The sequence below is a fragment of the Providencia sp. PROV189 genome, from assembly GCF_028480065.1.
In the GTDB taxonomy this organism is placed as follows: Bacteria; Pseudomonadota; Gammaproteobacteria; order Enterobacterales; family Enterobacteriaceae; genus Providencia; species Providencia stuartii.
In genome coordinates this window covers 58,732-83,370 of the sequence record NZ_JAMPOG010000031.1, presented here as the reverse complement: position 1 = coordinate 83,370, position 24,639 = coordinate 58,732, and the positions used below count along the sequence as shown (strand labels likewise).

General features: G+C 41.2%; 24 protein-coding genes. 8 read left to right on the top strand and 16 right to left on the bottom strand.

Features of this window, described 5'->3' with window-relative positions:
* Window positions 1-18 precede the first annotated feature (18 nt).
* Window positions 19-852, top strand: a complete 834-nt coding sequence (locus PR833_RS16665) for an aldo/keto reductase (protein WP_004919527.1) — start codon at window positions 19-21, stop codon at window positions 850-852.
* 85 nt (window positions 853-937) lie between these two features.
* Here the strand turns inward: PR833_RS16665 and PR833_RS16660 are convergent, their stop codons facing one another.
* Genes PR833_RS16660 through PR833_RS16645 form a run of 4 tightly spaced genes read right to left on the bottom strand, consistent with a single transcriptional unit; the run spans window position 938 to window position 3,485 of the window.
* On the bottom strand, window positions 938-1,390 hold the full coding sequence (locus PR833_RS16660; protein ID WP_088499444.1) for a YcgN family cysteine cluster protein: 453 nt from the start codon (window positions 1,388-1,390) through the stop codon (window positions 938-940).
* 19 nt (window positions 1,391-1,409) lie between these two features.
* Window positions 1,410-2,066 (bottom strand): fumarylacetoacetate hydrolase family protein, encoded by a 657-nt coding sequence (locus PR833_RS16655; protein ID WP_004919523.1) that lies wholly within the window; start codon window positions 2,064-2,066, stop codon window positions 1,410-1,412.
* 20 nt (window positions 2,067-2,086) lie between these two features.
* Window positions 2,087-3,169, bottom strand: a complete 1,083-nt coding sequence (locus PR833_RS16650; RefSeq protein WP_004919522.1) for a lytic murein transglycosylase — start codon at window positions 3,167-3,169, stop codon at window positions 2,087-2,089.
* 43 nt (window positions 3,170-3,212) lie between these two features.
* Window positions 3,213-3,485, bottom strand: a complete 273-nt coding sequence (locus PR833_RS16645) for a YcgL domain-containing protein (RefSeq protein ID WP_004919520.1) — start codon at window positions 3,483-3,485, stop codon at window positions 3,213-3,215.
* A 129-nt stretch (window positions 3,486-3,614) separates the two neighbouring features.
* Between PR833_RS16645 and minC the strand changes: the two genes are divergently transcribed.
* Genes minC through minE form a run of 3 tightly spaced genes read left to right on the top strand, consistent with a single transcriptional unit; the run spans window position 3,615 to window position 5,455 of the window.
* Entirely contained in the window at window positions 3,615-4,334 is a 720-nt protein-coding gene (gene minC, locus PR833_RS16640) for a septum site-determining protein MinC (RefSeq protein WP_004919519.1), read from the top strand.
* Window positions 4,335-4,357: 23 nt separating this feature from the next.
* Complete coding sequence (minD, locus tag PR833_RS16635; protein ID WP_004919516.1) at window positions 4,358-5,173, top strand: septum site-determining protein MinD; 816 nt, start codon at window positions 4,358-4,360, stop codon at window positions 5,171-5,173.
* 3 nt (window positions 5,174-5,176) lie between these two features.
* Entirely contained in the window at window positions 5,177-5,455 is a 279-nt protein-coding gene (gene minE, locus PR833_RS16630; protein ID WP_004919515.1) for a cell division topological specificity factor MinE, read from the top strand.
* A 325-nt stretch (window positions 5,456-5,780) separates the two neighbouring features.
* Here the strand turns inward: minE and rnd are convergent, their stop codons facing one another.
* From rnd to PR833_RS16605, 5 genes are all read right to left on the bottom strand, one after another.
* Window positions 5,781-6,905 (bottom strand): ribonuclease D, encoded by a 1,125-nt coding sequence (gene rnd, locus PR833_RS16625; protein WP_004919510.1) that lies wholly within the window; start codon window positions 6,903-6,905, stop codon window positions 5,781-5,783.
* A gap of 86 nt (window positions 6,906-6,991) precedes the next feature.
* The gene (fadD, locus tag PR833_RS16620; protein WP_004919508.1) at window positions 6,992-8,680 is read right to left on the bottom strand and encodes a long-chain-fatty-acid--CoA ligase FadD; all 1,689 of its coding nucleotides are present in this window, start codon (window positions 8,678-8,680) and stop codon (window positions 6,992-6,994) included.
* A gap of 327 nt (window positions 8,681-9,007) precedes the next feature.
* Entirely contained in the window at window positions 9,008-9,616 is a 609-nt protein-coding gene (locus PR833_RS16615; RefSeq protein ID WP_102780636.1) for a Slp family lipoprotein, read from the bottom strand.
* A gap of 286 nt (window positions 9,617-9,902) precedes the next feature.
* Entirely contained in the window at window positions 9,903-10,601 is a 699-nt protein-coding gene (gene tsaB / locus PR833_RS16610) for a tRNA (adenosine(37)-N6)-threonylcarbamoyltransferase complex dimerization subunit type 1 TsaB (protein WP_272526360.1), read from the bottom strand.
* 122 nt (window positions 10,602-10,723) lie between these two features.
* A complete protein-coding gene (locus PR833_RS16605) occupies window positions 10,724-12,649 on the bottom strand; it encodes an ATP-dependent DNA helicase (RefSeq protein WP_036940136.1) in 1,926 nt (641 codons plus the stop codon).
* A 162-nt stretch (window positions 12,650-12,811) separates the two neighbouring features.
* Between PR833_RS16605 and PR833_RS16600 the strand changes: the two genes are divergently transcribed.
* A complete protein-coding gene (locus PR833_RS16600) occupies window positions 12,812-13,159 on the top strand; it encodes a RidA family protein (RefSeq protein WP_014658300.1) in 348 nt (115 codons plus the stop codon).
* 65 nt (window positions 13,160-13,224) lie between these two features.
* Here PR833_RS16600 and mdtI read toward each other — a convergent pair whose 3' ends face one another.
* Window positions 13,225-13,557: a multidrug/spermidine efflux SMR transporter subunit MdtI gene (mdtI, locus tag PR833_RS16595; RefSeq protein ID WP_004919498.1), complete on the bottom strand. Its 333-nt coding sequence runs from the start codon at window positions 13,555-13,557 to the stop codon at window positions 13,225-13,227.
* A gap of 2 nt (window positions 13,558-13,559) precedes the next feature.
* The gene (gene mdtJ, locus PR833_RS16590) at window positions 13,560-13,988 is read right to left on the bottom strand and encodes a multidrug/spermidine efflux SMR transporter subunit MdtJ (protein ID WP_004919496.1); all 429 of its coding nucleotides are present in this window, start codon (window positions 13,986-13,988) and stop codon (window positions 13,560-13,562) included.
* A 633-nt stretch (window positions 13,989-14,621) separates the two neighbouring features.
* Between mdtJ and pdxK the strand changes: the two genes are divergently transcribed.
* Entirely contained in the window at window positions 14,622-15,470 is an 849-nt protein-coding gene (pdxK, locus tag PR833_RS16585) for a pyridoxine/pyridoxal/pyridoxamine kinase (RefSeq protein WP_150375479.1), read from the top strand.
* Window positions 15,471-15,549: 79 nt separating this feature from the next.
* On the opposite strand, the gene zwf is transcribed toward pdxK, so the two are convergent.
* The gene (gene zwf, locus PR833_RS16580; protein ID WP_004919491.1) at window positions 15,550-17,025 is read right to left on the bottom strand and encodes a glucose-6-phosphate dehydrogenase; all 1,476 of its coding nucleotides are present in this window, start codon (window positions 17,023-17,025) and stop codon (window positions 15,550-15,552) included.
* Window positions 17,026-17,432: 407 nt separating this feature from the next.
* On the opposite strand from zwf, the gene PR833_RS16575 reads away from it, so the two are divergent.
* Window positions 17,433-18,278 (top strand): MurR/RpiR family transcriptional regulator, encoded by an 846-nt coding sequence (locus tag PR833_RS16575; protein WP_004919490.1) that lies wholly within the window; start codon window positions 17,433-17,435, stop codon window positions 18,276-18,278.
* 263 nt (window positions 18,279-18,541) lie between these two features.
* Complete coding sequence (gene pyk, locus PR833_RS16570) at window positions 18,542-19,984, top strand: pyruvate kinase (RefSeq protein WP_004919488.1); 1,443 nt, start codon at window positions 18,542-18,544, stop codon at window positions 19,982-19,984.
* A 66-nt stretch (window positions 19,985-20,050) separates the two neighbouring features.
* On the opposite strand, the gene PR833_RS16565 is transcribed toward pyk, so the two are convergent.
* From PR833_RS16565 to PR833_RS16550, 4 genes are all read right to left on the bottom strand, one after another.
* A complete protein-coding gene (locus PR833_RS16565; RefSeq protein ID WP_004919485.1) occupies window positions 20,051-20,281 on the bottom strand; it encodes a DUF7832 domain-containing protein in 231 nt (76 codons plus the stop codon).
* Between the two features lie 98 nt (window positions 20,282-20,379).
* On the bottom strand, window positions 20,380-21,399 hold the full coding sequence (locus tag PR833_RS16560; protein WP_014658298.1) for a fimbrial protein: 1,020 nt from the start codon (window positions 21,397-21,399) through the stop codon (window positions 20,380-20,382).
* 8 nt (window positions 21,400-21,407) lie between these two features.
* On the bottom strand, window positions 21,408-23,897 hold the full coding sequence (locus PR833_RS16555) for a fimbria/pilus outer membrane usher protein (protein WP_040133097.1): 2,490 nt from the start codon (window positions 23,895-23,897) through the stop codon (window positions 21,408-21,410).
* A gap of 11 nt (window positions 23,898-23,908) precedes the next feature.
* On the bottom strand, window positions 23,909-24,571 hold the full coding sequence (locus tag PR833_RS16550; protein ID WP_004919478.1) for a fimbrial biogenesis chaperone: 663 nt from the start codon (window positions 24,569-24,571) through the stop codon (window positions 23,909-23,911).
* Window positions 24,572-24,639 lie beyond the last annotated feature (68 nt).

Genomic DNA, 24,639 nt, shown 5'->3' with positions numbered 1-24,639 from the left:
CATCTATCAGGAGACACTATGATCCCATCATATGAATTACTCGATGGATTCCAAATCCCTCAAATTGGTTTTGGAACATATTCATTAAAAGGTTTACATGGGGTTCGGGTTATTGAAAGTGCGCTATCACATGGCTATCGTTTATTAGATACTGCATTTAATTATGAGAATGAAGGTATTGTCGGCAAAGCCATTAAAAATAGCTCGGTTCCTAGAGATCAAATAACCGTCACATCGAAATTACCTGGCCGACACCAACAATACAATAATGCCATGCACACTATCCAAGAATCAGTGGCTCGATTAGGTTTAGATTATGTTGACCTTTATTTGATCCACTGGCCAAATCCGAAAAGAGGAACATTTGTTGAGGCTTGGCAAGCATTAATCGATTCACAACGTTCAGGTTTAATCAGAAGTATTGGGGTGTGTAATTTTCTCCCTGAACACCTAGAAACATTAGAAAAAGAGACGGGCATACTTCCCGTGGTCAATCAAATTGAACTGCATCCTAATTTTAATCAAGCCAAACAGCGTCAATATGACCAATCTAAAGGGATCATTACGCAATCATGGAGCCCATTAGGTCGTGCCGGTGATGTGTTATCTAATCCAACCTTACTCAATTTAGCGAGTCGCTATAATAAATCGGTATCGCAAATTATCATACGTTGGCATTTACAGTTAGGTGCATTACCAATACCGAAATCGGCGCATTCGTCACGCCAAATTGAAAATATTGATGTTTATGATTTCGAATTATCGCCGGAAGATATGCAAGCAATAAATAACTTATCTTCTGCTAATGGTCGATTACGCAATCAAGATCCTGCTGTTTATGAAGAATTTTAATACGTCACTGTTTTAAAATACGACAGCCCTATAAAATAGGGCTGTCGCGTTATTCAAACATATTGGCTAAATCAAGCTTATCTGATTAAGATGATGTTCTATCTACTGGCCGATTCATGATATGGTCTTCCCAATCCACCACATCTTTTTCTCTAACCGCGATATGGCGAACAGAGATCCGCTCACTGTGCATTGCCGCTTTTGACCCCGTTTTAAGAGGATGCCATGCAGGTAAGGTTTTACCTTCTAGCAATAAACGATAAGCACAAGTGTGTGGCAACCATTCAAACGTTTCTAAATTGTAGCGATTGAGCTTGATACAATCTGCCTCATAACTGAAACGATCTTCATAATGCTTACACTGGCAGGTCTTGATATTTAATTGATTACAAGCCACGTTAGTAAAATAAATTTCATCCGTGTCTTCATCCATCAGCTTATGTAAACAACACTGACCACAACCGTCACACAGTGATTCCCATTCATCGTCAGTCATTTCATCTAACGTTTTTACCTGCCAGAAAGGCTGAGACATAATACTTATCAATCCTATATCATTAGATCACTCGAGTCGTTAACGAGTGGTCATTAATTGAGAGCTTTAACATATCACCCGATGTCAACGGCCCGACACCCTCTGGTGTTCCCGTTAAAATAATATCCCCCGCACGCAAAGTAAAAAAGCGAGACATATAGCTAATCAGAGGTAATATTGGCGTGATCATATCACGAGTAGAGCCTGACTGGCGAATTTCCCCATTGATCTCCAGTGAAAGCTGGGCACTTTGCGGATCACCAAAGTTATTAACCGGAATAAAGCCTGAAATAGGACATGAACCATCAAACGCTTTACTTTTTTCCCATGGCTGCCCTGCTTTTTTAAATTTTGCCTGCAAATCACGCAATGTTAAATCTAATGCCACAGCAAAACCCGCGATTGAGCGAGAAACTCTATCTTCATCAGCATTTTTTAAGGGCATACCAATCAAAACCGCTAATTCTATCTCATGGTGTACAGAGCCAAGATCTTTTGGAATAACAATCGGTTGGTTAGCGTCACATAATGCCGTTTCAGGTTTGATAAAAATCACAGGCTCTTCGGGGTGTGCTGAGCCCATTTCTTTTATATGTTTCGCATAGTTACTGCCAACACAAACCACTTTGTTTGCAGGGAAATCCAGTAAGGCACCTTGCCAGTCACGATGTTGGTACATAGTTGTAACTCCTATTATCGTTATTGTATTTTTTGAGCAACGCCATCAGCCATGAGGCAAACGCTCAAAGCAAAGTAATATGAACGATTCCAATGCATGATCGTGCGGAAGTTTTCAGTTACTAAGTATGCACGCCCTAACGGATCATCAGGGATAACAACCCACGTTTTTAAATTGGGTGATAACTGCGCAGATGCAGGGAGTTTAACACCAAGTTGCTCCCACTGTGCAACCGTTTTGCCCTGCTCTGCTTTCACGCCTTCCAGTTGCTTATCAAAGTCGGTAGGTAGGCTCACTTGATAGCCCCAAGGTAGTGCAGACTGCCAGCCTTCCGTAGACAGGTAATTGGCAATTGAGGCAAACACATCCGCCTTATTGTTCCAAATATCCATTTTGCCATCGCCATCACCATCCGCCGCATAAGATAAATAAGACGTCGGCATAAATTGGCTTTGGCCCATGGCGCCTGCCCAAGAGCCTTTTAACTGCTGCTCTTCCGGTATATAGCCTTTATCCATAATTTCCAGTGCAGCCAGCAACTGTTTACTGAATAATGCTTCACGGCGGCCTTCAAATGAAAGCGTAGCTAATGCTGAGATAACATCTTCTTTACCTTGGGAGCGACCAAAGCCACTTTCTAGCCCCCACAACGCAACAATATATTGGGGCGGTACGCCATAACGATGGCTAATCGCATTTAAGAGTGACTCATTTTCCCAATATTTTTCCGCGCCTGCATTAATGCGTGATGCAGGTAGCACATTCTTGAGATAACTTTCTAAAGTCACCGTTGCTCTTTTTTCCGGTTGCCCTTTATCGGCCTTAACAACGCGTTCAATAAAATGAATATGGGCGAAACCACGTTCAATAGTTGCAGGTTGAATACCTTGAGCTAATGCATGCTCTTTTAACAACTCCACATAAGCAGGGAATTGCGATGGTTCACGCTCTTCGAGTGGAAAAGCTTTATTTAGCGCGATCACCTCTTTTGCAATCATGGCATCTTGCTCAGCCTGTGGTGTAACCAAAATAGGTTGTTTTGCTGAGCAGCTAGCTAAAAATAGGCCGCTAATTAAAGTAAATAATAACGTTGGTTTTATCACATCACCTCCCCAAGTAAATTAACATCTAAGTATTATCCTAATTTTATTCGCTGTAAGACTCTCGATATTCAGCGAGTAGGTTTTCAACTGGAGGTGGAAATTGCAGATAATACCCAACTTCAATTAAATCAGCTTTGACTTTCTCAATGTCTGCATTTGCCAGCTTGTCGCGGTTTGCAAGGGAAAGGGTCATCGCAAATTGAGGAGTACCAAATTGTTTCATGAGTTCTTCAGGTACACGAGAAAAATCATCCTTCTTCTCAATATAAAGATATGTTTGTTCACGGTTAGGACTACGATATATTGCACAAATCATTATATTTAACTCTTTTTCTTAGTTCATTGGCTTGCTTGAAGAATGTAGTAACTATAACATGCTATTGTTTTACAGAATATCGTCACCCGAAGTTTGTTTCGGATATTTTAATTTGCTGAGCCCGGATAGATGTCACAGTCGCCAATAGAACTCAAAGGCAGTAGTTTTACTCTTTCTGTTCTTCACTTACACAGTGAAGAACCCAAACTCATCAAAAAAGCGCTACAAGATAAGGTTAGTCAAGCTCCTGACTTCCTTAAAAATGCGCCAGTGGTTATCAACATTGCTGATTTAACCACAAATGCTGATTTATACAGTATTCACAAAGCAATTATATCGGTTGGCTTAAGGGTTGTCGGAATAAGCGGATGTACCGATCCTTTGCTACGTAAGAAAGTCAATGATGCAGGCTTACCGGTTCTCAATGAGGGGAAAAGCCAAAAAGCCGTTGATACTCAACCTAAGGCTGTTCATACACCGGTCGAGGTAGCCACTCCCGCCGAACCTGAGTTTAATTACCGGAAAACACGAATTATTAATGCCCCTGTTCGTTCAGGCCAACGAATTTATGCACCAAATAGTGATCTCATCGTAACAAGTAATGTGAGTGCAGGTGCAGAATTGTTGGCAGATGGTAATATTCATATATATGGCATAATGAGAGGCCGAGCACTTGCAGGTGCTTCTGGCGATACGGAAAGCCAAATTTTTTGTGTCCACTTGCAAGCAGAGTTAGTGTCTATTGCAGGTGAATATTGGCTGAGTGATCAGATCCCGTCTGAATTTCTCGGCAAAGCAGCGAAACTTTGTCTCGTTGACAACAGATTAAATATTGAAAACTTAATTTAGACCTTATTTACAAGGAATTATTCATGGCACGCATAATTGTTGTTACATCTGGTAAAGGTGGCGTCGGTAAAACCACTTCAAGCGCGGCCATAGCTACAGGCCTAGCTCAAAGAGGGAAAAAAACGGTTGTGATCGATTTTGATATCGGTCTACGTAACCTCGACCTGATCATGGGATGTGAACGCCGAGTAGTGTATGACTTCGTTAACGTCATTCAAGGTGATGCCACATTAAATCAGGCACTGATTAAAGATAAACGCACCGAGAATCTTTATATTCTGCCAGCATCACAAACTCGTGACAAAGACGCACTGACACGTGAAGGCGTTGAAAAAATACTCGACGAATTAAGTAATGACTTGTCTTTTGATTTTATCGTATGTGACTCCCCAGCCGGTATTGAAAGTGGTGCATTAATGGCACTTTACTTTGCAGATGAAGCGATCATCACCACGAACCCTGAGGTTTCTTCTGTTCGTGACTCTGACCGCATCTTGGGTATTCTCGCCTCTAAATCACGCCGCGCCGAAAAAGGGCTCGATCCTATCAAAGAGCACTTGTTATTAACCCGCTATAACCCGGGTCGTGTGACGCGTGGTGATATGTTAAGCATGGAAGATGTGCTGGAAATACTTTGTATTCCATTAATTGGTGTGATCCCTGAAGACCAATCTGTTCTACGTTCATCAAACCAAGGTGAACCGGTCATCTTAGACGCAGAATCTGATGCAGGTCAGGCATACAGTGACTGTGTTGACCGTATTTTAGGTGAAGAGCGCCCTATCCGATTCATTGAAGAAGAGAAAAAAGGTTTCTTGAAACGCCTATTTGGGGGGTAAATAATGGCTTTATTGGATTTCTTTCTGTCGAGAAAAAAGTCGACAGCAAATATCGCAAAAGAGCGATTGCAAATCATCGTTGCAGAACGTCGCCGCGGTGATAGTGAACCTCCTTATCTTGCTGATATGAAAAGAGATATTTTGCAGGTTATTTGTAAATACGTGCAAGTTGACCCTGAGATGCTTTCTGTACAATTCGAACAAAAAGGTGATGATATCTCAGTACTTGAACTCAACGTTACGTTACCGGAAGGTGATGAAATCAAGGCTCCTGAAAAATAATCATAGCAAATAGCCGTTGTTTTTAAGTTGTAAATAGCGGCTTGCTTTTTTATTTGTTCAACCAATTGAATTTAAATAATCATCAATGGAATGAATATTTGTTCTATGTGGTTTGGGTGTCTATTGCCAAAAGAAATACAAAATCCCCCAACTCTCCGATACGCCTCTGCCGATAGTTAACTTTCTGTCGAAACCGTAGCAGTGCAGTAAATAAATCGATTGATTAATGAGTGGGTGAGCTATTCAACGCTTAAGTGCCGTCACTATTCACTAGGCAAAAGGTTAACATTTCACTCCTAGCAAACCTAGGAGTGAAAATAGGCCATTAACGCGCTTGTTGAAGGAGCTTTGTAATTGGCTCAGCAAGCATTCTTCCTCGCCAACCATCAAGTAATTCAGGCTGATTAGGGATAGATTTGATCCCCCAATGTACCGAGAGCAACTGGTTTATTTGTCGCCTTGAAGCAAGCAATTCCGCATTGAATTTCTCATGCTCTGCAATTTCTTTAACAACACTCTTTATCTCTTTAAATAACGTTTTATATTGAGGTTGCTCATTCAAATTCGCCACTGTGGGGGGATATTCACTCTCATCCATCTGTTTGGCTTTTTCAACAATACTGAGTAACCGCCTTCCATGACAGCGGATCTCTTGCCCCGTCAGCCCTAATGCGTCTAATTCACCTAATGAACCGGGTAAATAACGCGCCACTTTCCAAAGATGCTCCTCTTTAACCACAAAGTTAATCGCCATATCACGCGCTTTTGCTTGATTTAGCCGCCATTCCGCCAGCATTTGCAAGCAAGCCAATTGCTCATTCTTTAACTGACAAACATTGGTGATATTACGGTAAGCTAATGCAGGATCAGTCACATTTTGTCTGCGTTCAACCGTTCTTTGGCACTCTTCTAGCGCAGCAGAAAGGTAGCCTGACTCTTCCACTTTCTGCATCAGGATCTTGGCTAACGGCAGCAAATAAAGTACGTCTGCCGTCGCATATTGGCACTGTTTTTCACTTAAGGGGCGCGCTAGCCAGTCGGTTCGAGATTCACTCTTATCAAGCTCTATGCCTAAGTATTCAGAAACTAAAGAAGCGAAACCACAGGAGATTGGATAACCCAAAAAGGCTGCAATAACCTGTGTGTCGACCATCGGTTCAGGCACACACTCAAAATCATGCAAAAACACTTCAAGATCTTCACTACCGGCATGTAAAAACTTAGTGAGGCTCTTATTTGTCAGTAAGGCTTTAAACGGTGAAAAGTCGCTAATAGATAACGGGTCAATCAGTGAAACTTGTTTTCCATCATAAAGCTGTAGCAAACCTAATTGTGGATAGTAAGTTCGAGTACGGACAAATTCGGTATCCAATGCCAACCAATCGGCTTCACTCGCCTGCTGGCATACCTGTGCAAGTTCGCTATCAGTTGTAACTAAACGATAATTCAAAACAAATTTCTCTTTTTATATTCTGATCACAGTAACGCCGGTAAAAACCGGCGTTACTCATAGGGGTGCAAACCGATATGACAACGTTACGCTGTTGATTTATCTTTTTGCTGTTTCTCTTCATCACGTAGTTCCCTACGCAATATTTTACCAACGTTCGATTTTGGTAGCTCGGTTCGGAACTCAAATAACTTAGGTACTTTATAGGCGGTTAATGAGCGGCGACAAAATGTTTTCAGATCATCTGACGTTAGATTAGGATTACTACTAACAACAAAGACTTTAACTGCCTCCCCTGTACTCGTACTCGGCACACCAATCGCGGCACACTCTACGACATCAGGATGAGATGAAATCACATCTTCCACTTCGTTTGGATAGACATTGAAGCCCGAAACGATGATCATGTCTTTTTTACGATCGACAATGCGGATATAACCTTCACTGTCTATTTCAGCAATATCCCCCGTCGCTAACCAGCCATCATGTAAAATTTCCGCGGTTGAATCAGGGCGGTTCCAATACCCTTTCATCACCTGTGGACCTTTCACCCACATTTCCCCTGGTTCCCCAAGTGCAACCTCATTTCCATCATCATCAACCAGCTTGATTTCTGTTGATGGAACCGGTAACCCGATACTACCACTATAAGCCGTCAGATTATACGGGTTTCCAGTGACAAGTGGCGAACATTCCGTCAATCCATACCCTTCTAATAAATGCTTCCCAGTCAGTTTTTGCCATTTTTCAGCAACCACTTTTTGAACAGGCATCCCGCCACCAACCGTCAACCTGAGTTTGGAGAAATCCAGTTGTTGAAACTCTGCGTTATGTAGCCATGCATTGAATAAGGTATTAACACCCGTAATCGAGGTGATCGGATAACGTGCTAACTCTTTAACGGTACCTGCCACATCACGAGGGTTAGTAATCAATAAGTTCACCCCCCCGACATTAATAAACAGGAAGCAATTTACCATAAGAGCAAAGACGTGATAGAGCGGTAGTGCCGTAACAACAAATTCTGAACCTATTTTTAATACCGGACCATAAGCCGCTCGAGCTTGCTCGATATTCGCTAACATATTACGGTGCGTTAGCATTGCCCCTTTCGCTACCCCTGTCGTCCCTCCGGTATACTGAAGGAACGCAAGGTCATCGCCATTGATCTTTGGCTTGATATATTGCATGCGATAACCGTAATGCATCGCACGTCGGAAAGAGATAGCATCTGGTAAATGGTATTTAGGCACCAGCCGTTTAACATACTTGACGACAAAATCCACTAATGTCGCTTTCGGACGAGAGAGTTGATCCCCCATCCGAGTTAAAATAACGTGCTTAACCTTGGTATTAAACACCACTTTTTCAAGGGTATGAGCAAAGTTAGACACAATGACAATGGCCGTTGCACCACTATCATTTAACTGGTGCTCTAGCTCCCTTGGGGTATAAAGTGGGTTAACATTGACGACAACCATCCCCGCGCGCAAAACGCCAAATAGAGCTATCGGGTATTGCAGCAAGTTAGGCATCATCAACGCGACGCGGTCGCCTTTTTTTAACCCTAACCCATTTTGTAGGTAAGCGGCAAAAGCACGACTTCTCTCTTCTAACTTGCGATAAGTCATCACCGCACCCATGTTGATGAATGCAGGTTGGTCAGCATATTGCGAAACCGAATTTTCAAGTAACTCTGCTAAAGAAGCAAAGCGATCAGGATCGATCTCTTCCGGCACATCGCTTGGGTAATTTTTCAGCCAGATTTTTTCCAAAGTATGACTCCTGAATTTTAGTATAGTAATATAACTCAAACACTCTTTTAACAAATTATTAACTCAGCGTACCAGTTTGAAAAATACCCTGTGCTAAGGTTGAGAGGTCTATCACTAAATAAATTTCATTCCTTCGAAACAAAAATAGGCGGACTATTCCGCCTATTTCGTTTTAGTATGTTATTCCAGAACGATATCTGGTGTAGATATCATAATAATACACTTTTTTGAATCATTTTTGAAAAAATTAACATATTTCCCACGTATAAACCTAATAAATAAACTGACTAAGCTCATTGCCGAATAAATAGCCTTTCACTTCTCATTTTATTCGGTTAAATAGGTTTGTACTGGAGCAACGCCCCCCGGATAGCCATAACCATAGCCATATCCGTAACCCCAAGGATGGTTATAGTAATAAGGGTTTCCGTAATACCCATAACCCCATGGGCCTGCTGGCGGCAAAATTACACTTTGCGCTAAATTCCAACGTTGGTAACCCGTTACGTCTAGCGTGACATACTTATAGGGGATATCACCAATTTTACCAGGCTGCTCTCCGGTAATTTTACCCACCACTGTGATGTAACGACCATTATAGTCAGCAGGATCAAGGAACCCATTAACAAAGGCATAAATACGACCAGTTGATGCCGTATTTAATTCTGGTGCTGCATCATATTTATTCAGTGGGATCACGGCAATTTCTAATCGCGTTTTATTAGGCTGATTAAAAACAGAGATTACTTTCCCACCAAAACGCCCTTCCTGCCCAATATACATTTCAGGCGCATTTTGTACTGACGATAAGTTAACCGCTGGATTAGGTGACGAGCCTTGAATTGAGGCTGGGATCGACACACACCCCGTTAACGTTAATATGCCGACAAATAAAACCGCTTTAAATGTCGAACGGCTGTTAATTTTTATACCCATATACCACCTCCATTTAGCTTTAATTATAAATTCAGACGGCAAGGATTAACATTAATATCAACTAACATAACACGATATGTTCAATACTTTGAGAGATAAATACACGAATAATTCAATTATAGACTGATAAAATAAGGCTTGATGAGTCTCGATGCTAATTTCAATCATCGAATTAAAAAAAACATCCATTTAAGACAGTAAATATTGGTAGGAAAAAAGCGTAAAACAGAACTTGGCTATGCCTAACTTAACAATAAAATAAGCATAGCCAATCTAAAAAATATACCTATTCACGACCCGGCAGTTTTTTCCACGTCACTTCGTTACGTAAATATGTTGGTTCAACGTTTTCGACGGCTTGTACCTGACCCGAACGCCATAAACGTTCAGCAATCGGTAACATATCTTGTGCCGCTGGCAATGTGATCCCACTTTCAATCAACGAAAGCGCACTGTCTTTTAATTGCGGATAAGCTTGCCAACCTGTTCCTGCTAGGCTCCATTGCCCTGCCAACTGAGCGATTGAATCTCTAAATAGCTCCGGCGCCATAACAGCTTCGGTATCCTCACCGAGCCATATACCCTCTGCCGTACGCTGATATTGAGCGCAATATACCTCTGTCATGCGCGCATCAATCGCCGTCAAAATCTGCTCATGTCCTTGCGTTCGATATGCCCCTTCTGCCAGTGTCATCAATGATGAAACACCGATCATCGGTAAATTGGCGCCGAGTGCTAACCCTTGGGCGATACCGACCCCGATGCGAACGCCCGTAAAACTCCCCGGTCCACGACCAAACGCTAACGCATCCAATTGGTTTAAAGTGACCCCCGCTTGGGATAATACCTCGTCCACCATTGGCAACACTTTTTGTGTATGCTCTCGAGGCGAAACGGCAAAACGCGAAATAATTTCTCCATCGCATAACAATGCGACTGAACATGCTTCTGTTGCTGTATCAACAGCAAGAATACGGCTCGACATGCCACAACTCCGGCAAATGATTAGATTTGATGCCACTGTACCTGTACAGTGACCTGAAAATGACGTTTATAGTAGCATAAACTCAAAATGAAATAGCAGAAAAAACCGCTTATGACCTTGGTTTAATTGCTATTATTATGTTCTATTCGTTTTTTCTCAAGAAACTCAATTGCTTTAGATAAACTGCGAGTTCTTGGTGACGGCGGTAAACTATTCAAAAAAACCTTACCATATGGACGTGTTACTAAACGGTTATCGCAAATCACAATAACGCCGTAATCACTGGTATCACGGATCAAACGCCCAACACCTTGCTTTAAGGTGATCACCGCATCAGGAATTTGAACATCCGCAAATGGGTCACCGCCTCTTAATTGGCAATCCTCAATACGCGCCCGTAATAATGGGTCATCAGGGGCTGTAAACGGTAATTTGTCGATAATCACACATGTCAGTTCATCCCCTCTGACATCTACCCCTTCCCAAAAGCTACTCGTTGCAACAAGCACTGCATTTCCCGCCGCAATAAATTGAGCAAGTAACTTATTTTTACTGCTTTCGCCTTGCATAAGCACAGGTAACACGAGTGTTGTTCTCAGCTCTTCGGCTAATTCACGCATCATCATATGTGATGTACACAAGAAAAAGCAGCGCCCTTGGTTTTTTATAATCAGTGGTCGCAACATATTCGCAAGTTTTTGTGCCACCCCTTTTTGGTTTGTTTCCGGTAAAAAACGTGGCACACAGAGTAAAGTTTGGCTTTGATAATCAAAAGGGCTCGCCAATAGCAAGGTTTTCGCTGACGTTAAACCCAATCTATCGGTAAAGTAATTGAGTTGTTCATTAACGGATAACGTTGCCGATGTGAATACCCAACTTGCTGGCGTACTGGAGATCATTTCACTGAATTTTTCCGCAACCGTCAGTGGTGTTATCGCTAATAAAAAATGCCGGCCATAGCTTTCAAACCAATAGCTATAACCTGGAATTGTGACATCTTTTAGCCGATTCAAACGATTACGGTAGAGAGTCACCCGTTCAAAAACGGAATCTAATGTTTGCGAACGCCCTAATGATGTCTTGATCACTTCATAACATAACTCGAGAGAATCATCGAGTAATGTCAACGCGCGCTGCACCACAGGGCTTTTCAATAGATCACGCAAATTACCACGAAAGCTGCTCTCACCTAAATTTAAGCGAAAATCCAATGTGCTTTGGGTTAGCCTATCTGCACTTTTTTGTAGCTGAACCAGATCTTTTAGCTCTGTGCGATAGGCCATAACCATATCACGTGCGAGATCAAGAAGCTGGCGGCTACTGAGTTGTTGACCGAAATATTGGCTAGCAATATCGGGGATTTGATGCGCTTCATCAAAAATCATCACATCAGCTTGTGGCATTAACTCCCCAAACCCCGTATCTTTAACAACACGATCAGCCATAAAGAGATGATGGTTAACAACGATAATGTCAGCATCTAATGCTTTGCGGCGCGCTTTTAATACAAAGCATTCTTGATAACGAGGGCAATCACTGCCGAGACAGTTGTCATTAGTGCTGGTGACTAATGGCCAAACGGCATGATCTTCCGCGATATCGTGACAAGTGCTGATATCCCCAGACTCCGATTCAATGGACCAGTTGCGTAAGCGGACAACGGCAGACAATATTTCTGGCTCAAGGCTACCCCCGCCTAATGACTGCTGATCTAAACGCTCTAAGCAAAGATAATTTGAGCGGCCTTTTAATAACGCTGTCCGCCCATTAAATTTCATCGCGTCTATAATCGTGGGTAAGTCACGGTGATAAAGCTGATCTTGTAACGCTTTCGATCCAGTCGAAACAATCACTTTTTTACCCGAACGTAAGGCGGGCACCAAATAAGCGTATGTTTTGCCTGTTCCTGTTCCCGCTTCAGCCACTAGCACATGCTGTTTTTCAATTGCCTCCGTGACAGCATGTGACATTTTGACTTGGGCTGCTCGTGGTTGAAAACCTGGGATTGTTCTCGCCAAAAAGCCATTAGAAGAAAAATCGTCGTGCACCGCAAACCTATTTATTGTTCTCTTTGAAGGCGTCTACTTTATCATGTCTTGATGTTGCCTGCTGAGCTAAATCATCCAATCGTCATAGAAAGGATTTTTCATCAATAAAGCAAGCTGTTATCCTTAAAAAGACTCACTAATGAAATGAACTAAGGAATAATGATGACGATTGAAAGAATTGACCCTGACAAACGTTGGTCTGAAGCGGTTATTCACAACAATGTTGTCTACTACACCAGTGTACCGGATAACTTAGATGCTGATATTATTGCTCAAACAGCGAATACCCTTTCAGCGATTGATATTCTTTTACAACGCGTGGGTTCTGACAAAAGTAAAATCCTTGATGCAACGATTTTCCTTGCTGACAAAGCCGATTTTGCGGGAATGAATCAAGCATGGGATGCTTGGGTTGTTGAAGGCAGCGCACCGGTTCGTTGTACTGTACAAGCGGCGCTGATGAAACCGGAATATAAAGTCGAAATCAAAATTGTTGCCGCTATTGAATAACGACACCTAGCAAACGATTTATCATAAAAAAATAGAGCGCCAATCATCAATTGGCGCTCTATTTTTTAAGACATTTTAATAAGCACCATCCCCAACAATAACAGGACGATACCTCCCCAACCTTTATAATTTAGCCGCTGATTGAAAAGGATCCACCCCGCGGCTACCGTCGCAATAATACCAAAAGCGCCCCACAACGCATAAGCAATCGACAATTCGATACCTTTGACTGCTTGAGCCAACGAGCTAAATGCGCCTAATACTGCCACTAAAGATAAAATGCCTAACCAGTAACGTTTAAAGCCGTTCGACATTTTTAAGAGGATGTTTGCAAGAATTTCCAGTACCACAGCAAGAACTAAAAATGCGCCGTGCCACCATTCAAATTGGACGTCCATAATCAGGCCTCCGTTTTAGCACGTTCTTGTGCCAAACCACCTGATTTAACCGCAGAGACCGCACGCCCCGCCGCTTCTTTCACTTTTTGAGCAGACTGAGTGACGGTCGATTTTTTAGTACCTGATTTAATTAACCCAATTCCTGCGATTAACAATACTAAGCCACCAATTTTCATAGGGGAAAGCGACTCGCCAAACCACAACACACTAAACGTCGTGATAAATAGAATACCGATCCCTTCCCATAAGGCGTATGCAACCCCAAGGGCAACTTTTTTCACAGCAACAGCCAGCAAAATGTAAGAAGATGCAATCATGACATACATTACTGCCATCCCAGTAAAATCACCACTCACGCTGGCGTGTTTCATCGATAATGTACCGATCACTTCGGTAATGATAGCTAATGCTAAAAATATCCAATATATCATTATATAATCTCTCTATGGATAATCGCACGACTGCTTATTATTCATACAGAAATAGCAAACTTTTCGGCTAAGAAAAATTTTGTGCAATTATAAAAAACAAATAAATATCAAAGTGATGCTGATTTTATTCAGCAAAATGAATAATAGAGAGAGACGCTATAATGCACCGCACCAGTGGTGTTCACTGGAAAGGATCGCTGAAAGGAAAAGCCGATGGGTAGTTCTTCTTTGGGACTTACTGATTTTAATGCTATTCACGCTAAGCATGATATCTCATTCATTTCATCGGATGGACATCCATCCAAGTTACTCCGAACCCTCATATAATTGTTGATTACAGGTTATTTTTATCATGCCAAAAATATTAAGTCAATGAATATAAAAAGCTTTTTTAAATGAATATTTCTTGCATAATTATGCAAGAAATAATCAACTAACCTTGACCTATTCTCAAGTGAAACGAATAATCAACCACAAACTTCTCACTAGATAACCATACTTTTTATTGAAAAAAATAAATTTTTCATTGTTTTCTTTTATTACGTAGTCCTATCCATTGTTTATGATTGACTTCAACGGCAAACAGGCATCTTATATTAGCTAACTGCTTAATTTTGGCCGAAAGAGAGATAAATGGACACCTTTAACCTCACCTCTAACAGTTTTCAAAACGATGCAAATGCCACGCCGCTGCCTTATGATGTCATCTCCATCCAGTCGCAAGTTATTTACGGCAGTGTCGGTAACAGTATTGCGGTTCCGGCACTGATGAAGCAAGGGCTAAGGGTCGCTGCTGTACCGACAGTGATTTTAAGCAATACCCCCCATTATGTGACATGTCACGGCGGCGAATTACCGGGTGAATGGTTTCGAGGCTATCTGTCTGGATTAGTTGAGCGCGATTGCCTTGGCAGTGTACGTGCGATCCTAACGGGATATTTAGGCTCTAGAGATAAAGCCCATGATCTTGCACAATGGTTATCAAGTGTACGTCAGTCATACCCTTCTATACCTGTCATTGTCGATCCTGTTATGGGGGATGAAGATAGCGGTTTTTATATTCCCCCAGAAATTGCCGATGTGTATCGCGATGAAGTATTGCCGCTTGCAACGGGTATCATCCCCAATAAATTTGAACTCGCGACACTAAGTGGTCAACAGATAAAGACCCTTGATGATGCAACTCAAGCTGCTCGTTTATTACTAAAAGGCCATACGCAATGGGTGATCATTACCAGTGCATTCCAACCCGATGATGAAAGTATTGAGGTCGTGTGTGTCACTAAACAGGATGTCGCGGTTATTCGCCATAAACGTTACCCTGTCACGCCAAAAGGCACCGGCGATCTATTTGGTGCAGAGTTAACAGCTCAATTACTCGCGGGGCTGTCTGTTCCCGATGCGGCTAAAATGGCTTGTTTACGGATAGAGCAAGGTATTATTCATATGGCGGCGACAGGAAGAAGTGAGTTAGTGCTGTAAGATGCTCTCGCACCACGGATAAAAATAAGGCCAGCTTCCTTCTAGAGCAAGCTGGCCTACGAGATAAATCAACTATAGTTTATTCAAATTCGTTCCAAGAACGCCCATCACGAGTGATCATCGCAACCGATGCGATAGGCCCCCAAGTACCCGCTTGGTATGGTTTAGGGGCTTCATTATCCATAGCCCACGCATCCATAATGGAATCAACAAACTTCCAAGCCTCTTCAACCTCATCACGGCGTACGAACAGCGCTTGAATACCGCGCATTGCTTCAAGCAATAAGCGCTCATAAGCATCCGCAAGGTGTGTTTGATTAAAGGTTTCTGAAAAACTCAAGTCCAGCTTAGTGGTTTGCAAGCGATGTTTGTGATCAAGGCCCGGTGCCTTATTCATGATCTCAATATCAATCCCTTCATCCGGTTGCAGACGAATAGTGAGCTTGTTTTGCGGTAATTCCTGATAACTTTCAGAGAAAATATTCAGTGCTGGCTTTTTAAAATAAACAACAACTTCAGAGCACTTAGCAGGTAAACGCTTACCTGTGCGTAAATAAAAAGGTACTCCTGCCCAGCGCCAATCATCGATGTCAACGCGTAGCGCAACAAAGGTTTCTGTCATACTTTGTTTATTAGCGCCTTCTTCTTCAAGATAACCGGGGACCTTATTACCTTGAACAAAGCCCGCAGTATACTGCCCGCGAACCGCTTTTTCTCTGACATTAGTGTGGTCAATTCGACGTAATGAACGTAACACTTTCACTTTTTCATCACGGATCCGGTCAGTGGTGAGATCAGCAGGTGGCGACATCGCGATCATGGTGAGAATTTGTAATAGGTGGTTTTGCACCATATCGCGCATTTGGCCTGCCTGATCAAAATACCCCCAGCGCCCTTCTATACCCACTTCTTCTGCAACGGTGATCTGCACATGGTCAATGGTGCGATTATCCCAGTTGTTGATAAATAATGAGTTAGCAAAACGTAGAGCCAGCAGGTTAAGTACCGTTTCTTTACCGAGGTAATGGTCGATACGATAGACCTGACTTTCATCAAAATATTTCGCTACTTCATTGTTGATTTCTTGAGAAGACGCTAAATCTGTACCTAACGGTTTTTCCATCACAACACGGTTAGGCTGTTTATTTAAACCTGCATGTCCAAGTCCATGGCAAACTGCCCCAAAAGTGCTCGGCGGCATAGCAAAATAGTGGATAGCGGGATGGCAGTCTTGCTTCAACATTTGTGCCAAGCTATCGAAATTTTCGGTTTGATTAACATCCAAATTGCAGAAATCTAAACGCGCACTAAGCCTCTCCCAAAGTACTGGGTCGAGATCTTCTTTTAAAAATTCGCTGAACGCCTTTTCAACAAACTCAACATAATCGCTCTGGCTCCACTGCGCACGCCCTACACCGATGATACGGGTGTCTGGGTGAATGTAGCCTGCTTTCTCCAACTGATAAAGGGATGGAAGCAACTTACGACGAGCGAGGTCTCCTTTGGTGCCGAAAATAATCAAGTCACAGGCTTGAGCAGCATTATTTACCGCCATATTGGTTCTCCTCAATTTGCGGAATTTATTGTAATTTTGTTACAAAATTAGCCAGATGTTCCGCTAATGTACCCTTTTGAGGGTATTCAGTAAATATTGATGATACAGATCACAGTTTTTATGCTGAAAAAAGCAGCAAACCTAAACCATGTCATGTTAACTGAATGGTGACAGCATTTGTAATAAAATGACAAAACAGCTAACGAACTTACTGATATGAAAATTAGATACAGCTCATAGTTTTGTAAAAAATTACATCACAAACGCCTCTCATTCAGATAGGTTAGCCATTACCCATAGTATATTCCTTTTATATACACACTGCCTTCAAAACGATATTAATAAAATACAGCGTATCTTTATGGCAGAAAAATTTCTCCTTTTGATGAAATAGGCACTTTCGTTATATGAATATTTTAGAACAAATGAAGAACAGCCTCGATTTTTTAAGTAAATCAGAAAAGAAAGTTGCCGAAGTGATTTTAGGTATGCCACAGCGAGCTATTCATCTTAGCATTGCGAGCCTTGCTCAACTTGCTGATGTGAGTGAACCCACCGTTAACCGGTTTTGCCGTAAAATGGATACCAAAGGGTTTCCTGACTTTAAACTTCGATTGGCGCAAAACCTCGCTAACGGCACCCCTTACGTGAACCGAAATGTTGAAGAGAATGATACGGTTAACACCTATACCCATAAAATTTTCGAATCAGCAATGGCGGGTTTAGATAATGTCAAACATACTTTAGACATTGCGGCCGTTAATCGTGCGGTTGACCTTCTCACTCAAGCAAGAAAAATCAGCTTTTTTGGCTTTGGCGCATCGGCGGCTGTAGCACATGATGCGATGAATAAATTTTTCCGTTTTAATATTCCCGTCATTTATTTCGATGATATTGTCATGCAACGAATGAGTTGTATAAATAGTACTGAGGGGGATGTTATCGTTTTAATCTCGCATACAGGAAGAACGAAAGCCTTAGTTGATATGGCTCGCCTAGCCCGTGATAACGATGCCACTGTGATTGCCATCACCTCAGAAAACTCTCCATTGTCTCAAGTCGCTACCCTTTCAATTATTATTGATGTACCAGAGGATACCGACGTCTATATGCCAATGGTCTCAAGACTTGCTCAACTCACAGTGATCGATGTCCTCACAACGGGTTTTACCTTAAGAAGAGGTGAAAAATTTAGAGATAACTTGAAACGGGTCAAAGAAGCATTACGTGATTCGCGGTTTGATAGTGTGTAAACGTTAAAAAGTATTCTTTTCTTGCTGTGGGCTTTAATAGTTTTACAGACCTGATAGCATAAACGAATTAGCAGTATATAATAGCTGTGCTCGTGTCAGCATGACGACTTGTCGTAAAAAGGTCTCGAAAATACGCTAAATGATTCAAGTTGTATGTCGACATAATATGATAGGGGCTTACGCCACGAGCACTACATACCGCTTGAAGTATGAAAAGATTTCACTCAATAAATCAACACCATTACAGGTCAACGGAGTAATACATGACTAGACGGCTTAGAAGAACTAAAATTGTTACTACCCTAGGTCCAGCTACCGATCGTGATAATAACCTTGAAAAGATTATTAACGCCGGCGCCAACGTTGTACGCCTAAACTTCTCTCACGGAACTCCAGAAGACCATATTCTTCGTGCTAACAAAGTGCGTGAAATCGCTGCTCGTTTAGGTCGCCATGTTGCGATCCTTGGCGATTTACAAGGCCCTAAAATACGTGTTTCTACGTTTAAAGATGGCAAAGTATTCTTAAATGTTGGTGATAAATTTATCCTTGATGCCACTCTCGGCAAAGGTGAAGGTGACCAACAAAAAGTGGGTATTGATTATAAAGGTTTACCTGCTGATGTTGTACCTGGTGACATTTTATTGCTTGATGATGGTCGTGTACAACTGAAAGTCCGTGAAGTCCAAGGCTTACAAGTTTTCACTGAAGTAACCGTTGGCGGTCAACTCTCCAATAATAAAGGCATCAACAAACTTGGTGGTGGTTTATCGGCTGAAGCACTAACCGATAAAGACAAAGAAGATATCATCACCGCCGCTAAAATCGGTGTCGATTACCTTGCCGTTTCCTTCCCTCGTTCAGGCGAAGATTTAAATTATGCGCGCCGTTTGGCTCGTGATGCAGGCTGTGAATGCCAAATCGTCGCGAAAGTAGAGCGCGCTGAAGCTGTGGCAACCGATGAAATTATGGATGAAGTTATCCTTGCATCGGATGTTGTCATGGTTGCTCGCGGTGATTTAGGCGTTGAAATCGGTGACCCAGAATTAGTTGCGGTACAAAAGAAACTGATCCGCCGTTCACGTCAGCTCAACCGAGTAGTGATCACCGCAACTCAAATGATGGAGTCAATGATCACAAATCCAATGCCGACTCGTGCTGAAGTGATGGATGTCGCTAACGCCGTTCTAGATGGTACAGACGCCGTTATGCTATCAGCAGAAACCGCTGCGGGGCAATACCCAGCTGAAACTGTTGCTGCCATGGCACAAGTCTGTTTAGGGGCTGAAAAAATGCCTGGACTGAATGTCTCCAAGCACCGCTTAGATGCCGAGTTTGATTCACCTGAAGAAGCTATCGCGATGTCAACGATGTACGCTGCTAACCACCTGAAAGGGGTCAAAGCCATTATCGCGATGACTGAATCAGGCCGTACTGCTCGTATGATGTCACGTATCAGTTCTGGCTTACCTATTTTCGCTATGTCGCGCCATGAAAAAACACTCAATCAGTCTTCACTGTACCGTGGTGTTACACCTGTTTTCTGTAGCACTCACACCGATGGTATTGCGGCTGCGAATGAAGCTATCACACGCCTACGTGATAATGGTTATTTAATGACTGGAGATCTCGTTCTCGTTACTCAAGGTGACTTGATGGGCACAATTGGTAGTACGAATACTTGCCGTATTTTGGAAGTCGAATAAATCAATATCGGTGTAAAGGGAGCATTTGCTCCCTTTTTCAATCGATATAGATAATGCTGTGTATGCTTATTTAGAGTGAGTCATTTTCCAATTATTAAATACAGCAGCAATCACCGAAGCTATTTTGTCATAGTTTTCCCAAGAATTTTCAACATGGTATACTGATGGCAATGCTTGTGCTAAAACACGATGATAGTCATCAAAATAGCTCCCATTCTCTGTTGAATAATAAAATTCAGTAAATGCCAATCCATTCGGTCCAATGCTACCAAGTTCTCCTACGTTCGTCTTTGGCATCACTAAAATAAAAATAAGCACAACATTGTAATAAATATTGTGCTCATCATAATTTATATTGAATAGTTACCGTTTAATCTGTCCGATTTTTCTGGGAATCAATGATATTGCAAATTAAACTGTAACGTTCCATTAGCTTGGCCAGCTTGTGTATCATTCGAAGTTTGAATATACGCTGCTTGTAATGGAATACTATAATTTTCCGACGATACATTTTTTTCTTCGATCGTCATCATTTGATTTATTTTAATGGGGTCATTTTTATACTTAACTTGTATACCATACCCTTTCGCAGTATTGACGTCTGTTGGATTATTTAATGCGATTGTTCCGGGTGTCATACTATTATTGACAGGTGTTCCAGTAAAGGTGATTTTTATGGGTGACACGGGGTCACAACTAAGGTTGATTTGAAAATCTTTCACGCTATTTGGGCTAACACTCCCTACCCCTGAAAAACTCGATTTATCAATCTTATTAAAAGGCACAAGAATATTTTTATTCAGCACTTCACAACCAGTCGAAATAATATTAACCGGCCCTATACTAACCTTAGGCTCCATATTACCGTAGCTATCCGATGTTTGAAATCCATTATTATAAATAATTAACATCGCCGCTCGGCTAGCAGGTAGTACTTGCGTTTTTACGTTATCTTTGAGCTTATAAAAAACAAGTTTTAAAGAAACGGTATACACACCTGAACTCTGGGTAGTGCTACAGATCATCCTATTCGCATTATTTCCATCAATGGTATTAATTCCATCAACATAAGCACTACCTGTGCAAGGTGTTGACACTGTCCCATGTAGCGCATAGCCCACACCAGAATTATTAATTTCTTTAATGTATCTGTTATTATAATATTGTTTACTGCCATACGTTTCAGGTAAATAAATTCCCACTTGAACTTCGTCTGTTATGTTACTCCAACTCCAAGCGGTATAGCTTCCTAAATCAATAGTTCCGACTTCTGATCCAATTGGTGCTGTTCTTGAAACATAAATAGGTTCATTCACTGTATGAGATAATTCATTAAATAATGCTCTAAATTCGGCTAAAGCGGATTGTGAAAATAGAAGCGTCGAAATACCCCCAATTAAAAATAATTTATTCATGTCTGCTCCTATTGGCAAATTCGCTCAATAAATTGAATTTTGTCGTTACTTAAATCAAGCTGAAGTGGCAGTTCACACTGCTGATCCGCATGACTTCCCCATTTGACAACAATACGACTCTGTTCAGGTACACCACTTAAATAGACTTCACCATCATTAGCGACAATACCTGTTGTAACCTCTTCTTTATCAACTAAAACAGACACTTGTGCTCCAAATGGAATGAGTTGATCATGGTGAGTTAATTTAAGCATGACTCTCGCACCACGTTTACCTTTAAAGTCGGCTAATACGATAGCACCACGAGTTGGTACAACTGTTGTCGTGCTTAACCCAACATCGTTATTTCCTGTTAATGTTGAAGGGTCAACGCTGATCTTATTCCTTTCATAACGTGTAGCACTCGGTACAACAGCATATCCCCAAGAGTTAGTATAAAGCGACTGCGCATTATTGACTTTCAGGTCATTAATATCATTGGCTTTGACTAAAACCGCAGAGTCATAAATCGCTCGAGCTGGGGTGATACCACCAGAGTGTAATAGTAACGCGCCAGTTGCCCCGATATTAGCGGACTGATAACGTGGGTCATAACTATAGCCCCCGTTATACTCTCCTGATGAAACAATATAATTACCACTCACCGAACCGCTATTTTCATGTCGGCTATGGTTATAGTTTTGCGTGATATCAAATTGCAAATTGTTATCTTCTAAACGTGTACCACTCACACTGACCGAACTAATCGAATCACCATTCTGGCTAGTATTGTAACGATAATTGACCCAGTTATTTTTTTGTCCAAGCGTAAATGGAACACTAAAATTGATAGATAACATTTCGTTTTTACTATTAGTATGTTCCTGCTTAGTATAAGAGTAAGAAATACCATAGTTTATTTGTCGATAATTAGAGTTAAAGCCTACGGTTAAATTTTTATCGACGCCGCTTCTATCCCAATAATATTGTTGATAACCATTAATGGATAAATAACCAATATCTTTTAATGACTGAGAAATAGAAGCTTGGAACTGCTGTTTCTTTCTTCCGCTCTCATAAGGGTCATTATTTGATGCAGAAAAATCGTAATATTCTTTTGTCGAATAGCGATAAGATGCAAGAGAAAATGACGTACCTGTTCCTGGCATATATTTCGAATATTGCACTCGATAGGACTGACCTTGCGCATTCGTTTTATCAAGTAGTTCTGTTTTAGATTGGGTCACATCGGCTGAAATTGCCCCAATACTCCCCAAGTTGATCCCTGTCCCTGCGGTATAAGCTTGGTAGTCCTTTGATAAAATAAAACCACCATAAACCGACAAGTTATAAGGCAAACCATAAATAGCAGAGGCTTGCGCAAAATTAGGTTTCCGAAGCGCGTTATCAACATTGTATTTACCAATATCAATGCTGTATTTTAATGATCCCGCTCGCTGCATCATAGGAACGGCAGAAAAAGGTTGAATAAACGAACGGATCGTTCCATTTGCTTCTTCTATTTGTACATCCAAATCACCACTATATGACGTAGGATAAAGGTCATTTATTTCAAACTCGCCGGGTGGTACTGTCGTTTGATAAATCACGCTACCATTTTGGCGGATCGTCACAACAGCATTCGTTTGAGCAATGCCTTTAACTACCGGCGCAAACCCACGTTGACTTTGCGGTAACATACTTTCATCGGAGGCTAGCTTTACGCCTCGATAAGGGTTACTTTCCATAACACCGTTATCCGATGCTGTTTCACCAATCGTTAAGTGACTTTTTAATGGACGAATATCCCTTTCCACATAAGTTTGTAGATTATTCCAATCCGTTTTCCCTGAAGTCCGGCTATAAGTACTGTGGTTTCTCAATCGCCACACATCAAAATTAATACCGCTGCGTAAGCCAATAAATGTGTTATTGGTATCGTCACGATCTTTATACCAATTTTGGCTGTGCCGGATATTATAATTTACGAAGGCGGCATTAATACCATCATCCCACTCTTTAGGATCAACGTAACCGCGGCTATAATTATCTAACCCTATTTGAGGAATACTGATATTAAGGCGACCATTCCCAAAGTCATATTTATAGAACGCACCGGGTATAGTCGCGGCGATATCAGTGATTGCTTGATCATCTTTTGCATCGCTAAAGGCTTGGCTCGCGGTATTTTTAACCCCCCAGCTTAATAGCATCTTCTTTGCTATTTCAGGAACAAGCTTTTTATTTTGCTTATCAAAGATAAAGCGTAAATTTTGTTCATCAACAAATTTGTTATTAATATAAATAGCGACATGATAAGTTCCGGGTAGCTGCCCTCCCGAATATGACAGGTAATCTAAATTATTTACATCCGCAACGTGGCTTTCAATCCCTGTATTGATTGCATTAATGTCAAAAACATCATCTGCTTTAGTATTGTTAGAATATAATATAATACTGACTGCAATAAAAACTTTTGAGTGGTATAAACTTTTATTTTTAAAACATGAGGCAGACATTTTTTATACTCTTATTTAGATGTTTTATCAATAATCGCGCCATAGTCATTAATAAATTTAACAACAACTTTTTGATTATTATTTATGCTGTGTTTAACAATGTATTCTTTTGTATGAGGGTAAACGAGATCACCGCCTTGGATGTTTTTCCCGTCTACCAATATATCCCTAACTGATAAATGATAGGGAGTATCGTTATTAATAATAATACCGTCAGGTTTTTTGATAATTTCAACTTTATTAAAGTCAAATGGAACAATATCTTTTGATCTTAAAAATAGTTTAAACTGAGAGTTGATAACAATCTGTAATTGATTTTCAATTTTAACGTCTTTAGGTGGTATTGATTTTACATTAAGCAAATATAATTTTTCTTGGTTTGAACCAATAGGTTCACCTACATAAGAAATACGTGCAGCAGCATTACTATCTGGCTCGATGCGAAATAATGGTGGCGTTGCAATAAATGGTGTTTTTCCTTCACCTTCAAATGGACTTACCCAAGTTTGAATAAGGAATGGCTTTTCTTTATCACTATTAAAAATAGGGATATCAATTTCACGTTTATTTTCTTGATAGATAAAACGAGTTCCTCCCACACTGACACCCGCCGCAGAAGCAAAATGAGAAATAGAAAATAAAAGAAAAACTGCTGAAAAAATTATTTTTTTCATAATTCGGCCATTTTATTTATTAAAAATGAGAGGGTAACAGCGTTACCCTCTATACACACTATATTCAA

Excerpts from the sequence above, each read along its gene's own strand:
- pdxK (WP_150375479.1), top strand. The coding sequence starts at position 14,622 with ATGGACACCTTTAACCTCACCTCTAACAGTTTTCAAAACGATGCAAAT.
- PR833_RS16575 (WP_004919490.1), top strand. The coding sequence starts at position 17,433 with ATGAATATTTTAGAACAAATGAAGAACAGCCTCGATTTTTTAAGTAAA.
- PR833_RS16555 (WP_040133097.1), bottom strand. The coding sequence starts at position 23,897 with ATGTCTGCCTCATGTTTTAAAAATAAAAGTTTATACCACTCAAAAGTT.
- zwf (WP_004919491.1), bottom strand. The coding sequence starts at position 17,025 with ATGGCGGTAAATAATGCTGCTCAAGCCTGTGACTTGATTATTTTCGGC.
- PR833_RS16560 (WP_014658298.1), bottom strand. The coding sequence starts at position 21,399 with ATGAATAAATTATTTTTAATTGGGGGTATTTCGACGCTTCTATTTTCA.
- PR833_RS16655 (WP_004919523.1), bottom strand. The coding sequence starts at position 2,066 with ATGTACCAACATCGTGACTGGCAAGGTGCCTTACTGGATTTCCCTGCA.
- PR833_RS16565 (WP_004919485.1), bottom strand. The coding sequence starts at position 20,281 with ATGCCAAAGACGAACGTAGGAGAACTTGGTAGCATTGGACCGAATGGA.
- minC (WP_004919519.1), top strand. The coding sequence starts at position 3,615 with ATGTCACAGTCGCCAATAGAACTCAAAGGCAGTAGTTTTACTCTTTCT.
- PR833_RS16615 (WP_102780636.1), bottom strand. The coding sequence starts at position 9,616 with ATGGGTATAAAAATTAACAGCCGTTCGACATTTAAAGCGGTTTTATTT.
- PR833_RS16645 (WP_004919520.1), bottom strand. The coding sequence starts at position 3,485 with ATGATTTGTGCAATATATCGTAGTCCTAACCGTGAACAAACATATCTT.
- tsaB (WP_272526360.1), bottom strand. The coding sequence starts at position 10,601 with ATGTCGAGCCGTATTCTTGCTGTTGATACAGCAACAGAAGCATGTTCA.
- PR833_RS16550 (WP_004919478.1), bottom strand. The coding sequence starts at position 24,571 with ATGAAAAAAATAATTTTTTCAGCAGTTTTTCTTTTATTTTCTATTTCT.
- PR833_RS16665 (WP_004919527.1), top strand. The coding sequence starts at position 19 with ATGATCCCATCATATGAATTACTCGATGGATTCCAAATCCCTCAAATT.
- minD (WP_004919516.1), top strand. The coding sequence starts at position 4,358 with ATGGCACGCATAATTGTTGTTACATCTGGTAAAGGTGGCGTCGGTAAA.
- PR833_RS16600 (WP_014658300.1), top strand. The coding sequence starts at position 12,812 with ATGACGATTGAAAGAATTGACCCTGACAAACGTTGGTCTGAAGCGGTT.
- minE (WP_004919515.1), top strand. The coding sequence starts at position 5,177 with ATGGCTTTATTGGATTTCTTTCTGTCGAGAAAAAAGTCGACAGCAAAT.
- mdtJ (WP_004919496.1), bottom strand. The coding sequence starts at position 13,988 with ATGATATATTGGATATTTTTAGCATTAGCTATCATTACCGAAGTGATC.
- mdtI (WP_004919498.1), bottom strand. The coding sequence starts at position 13,557 with ATGGACGTCCAATTTGAATGGTGGCACGGCGCATTTTTAGTTCTTGCT.
- pyk (WP_004919488.1), top strand. The coding sequence starts at position 18,542 with ATGACTAGACGGCTTAGAAGAACTAAAATTGTTACTACCCTAGGTCCA.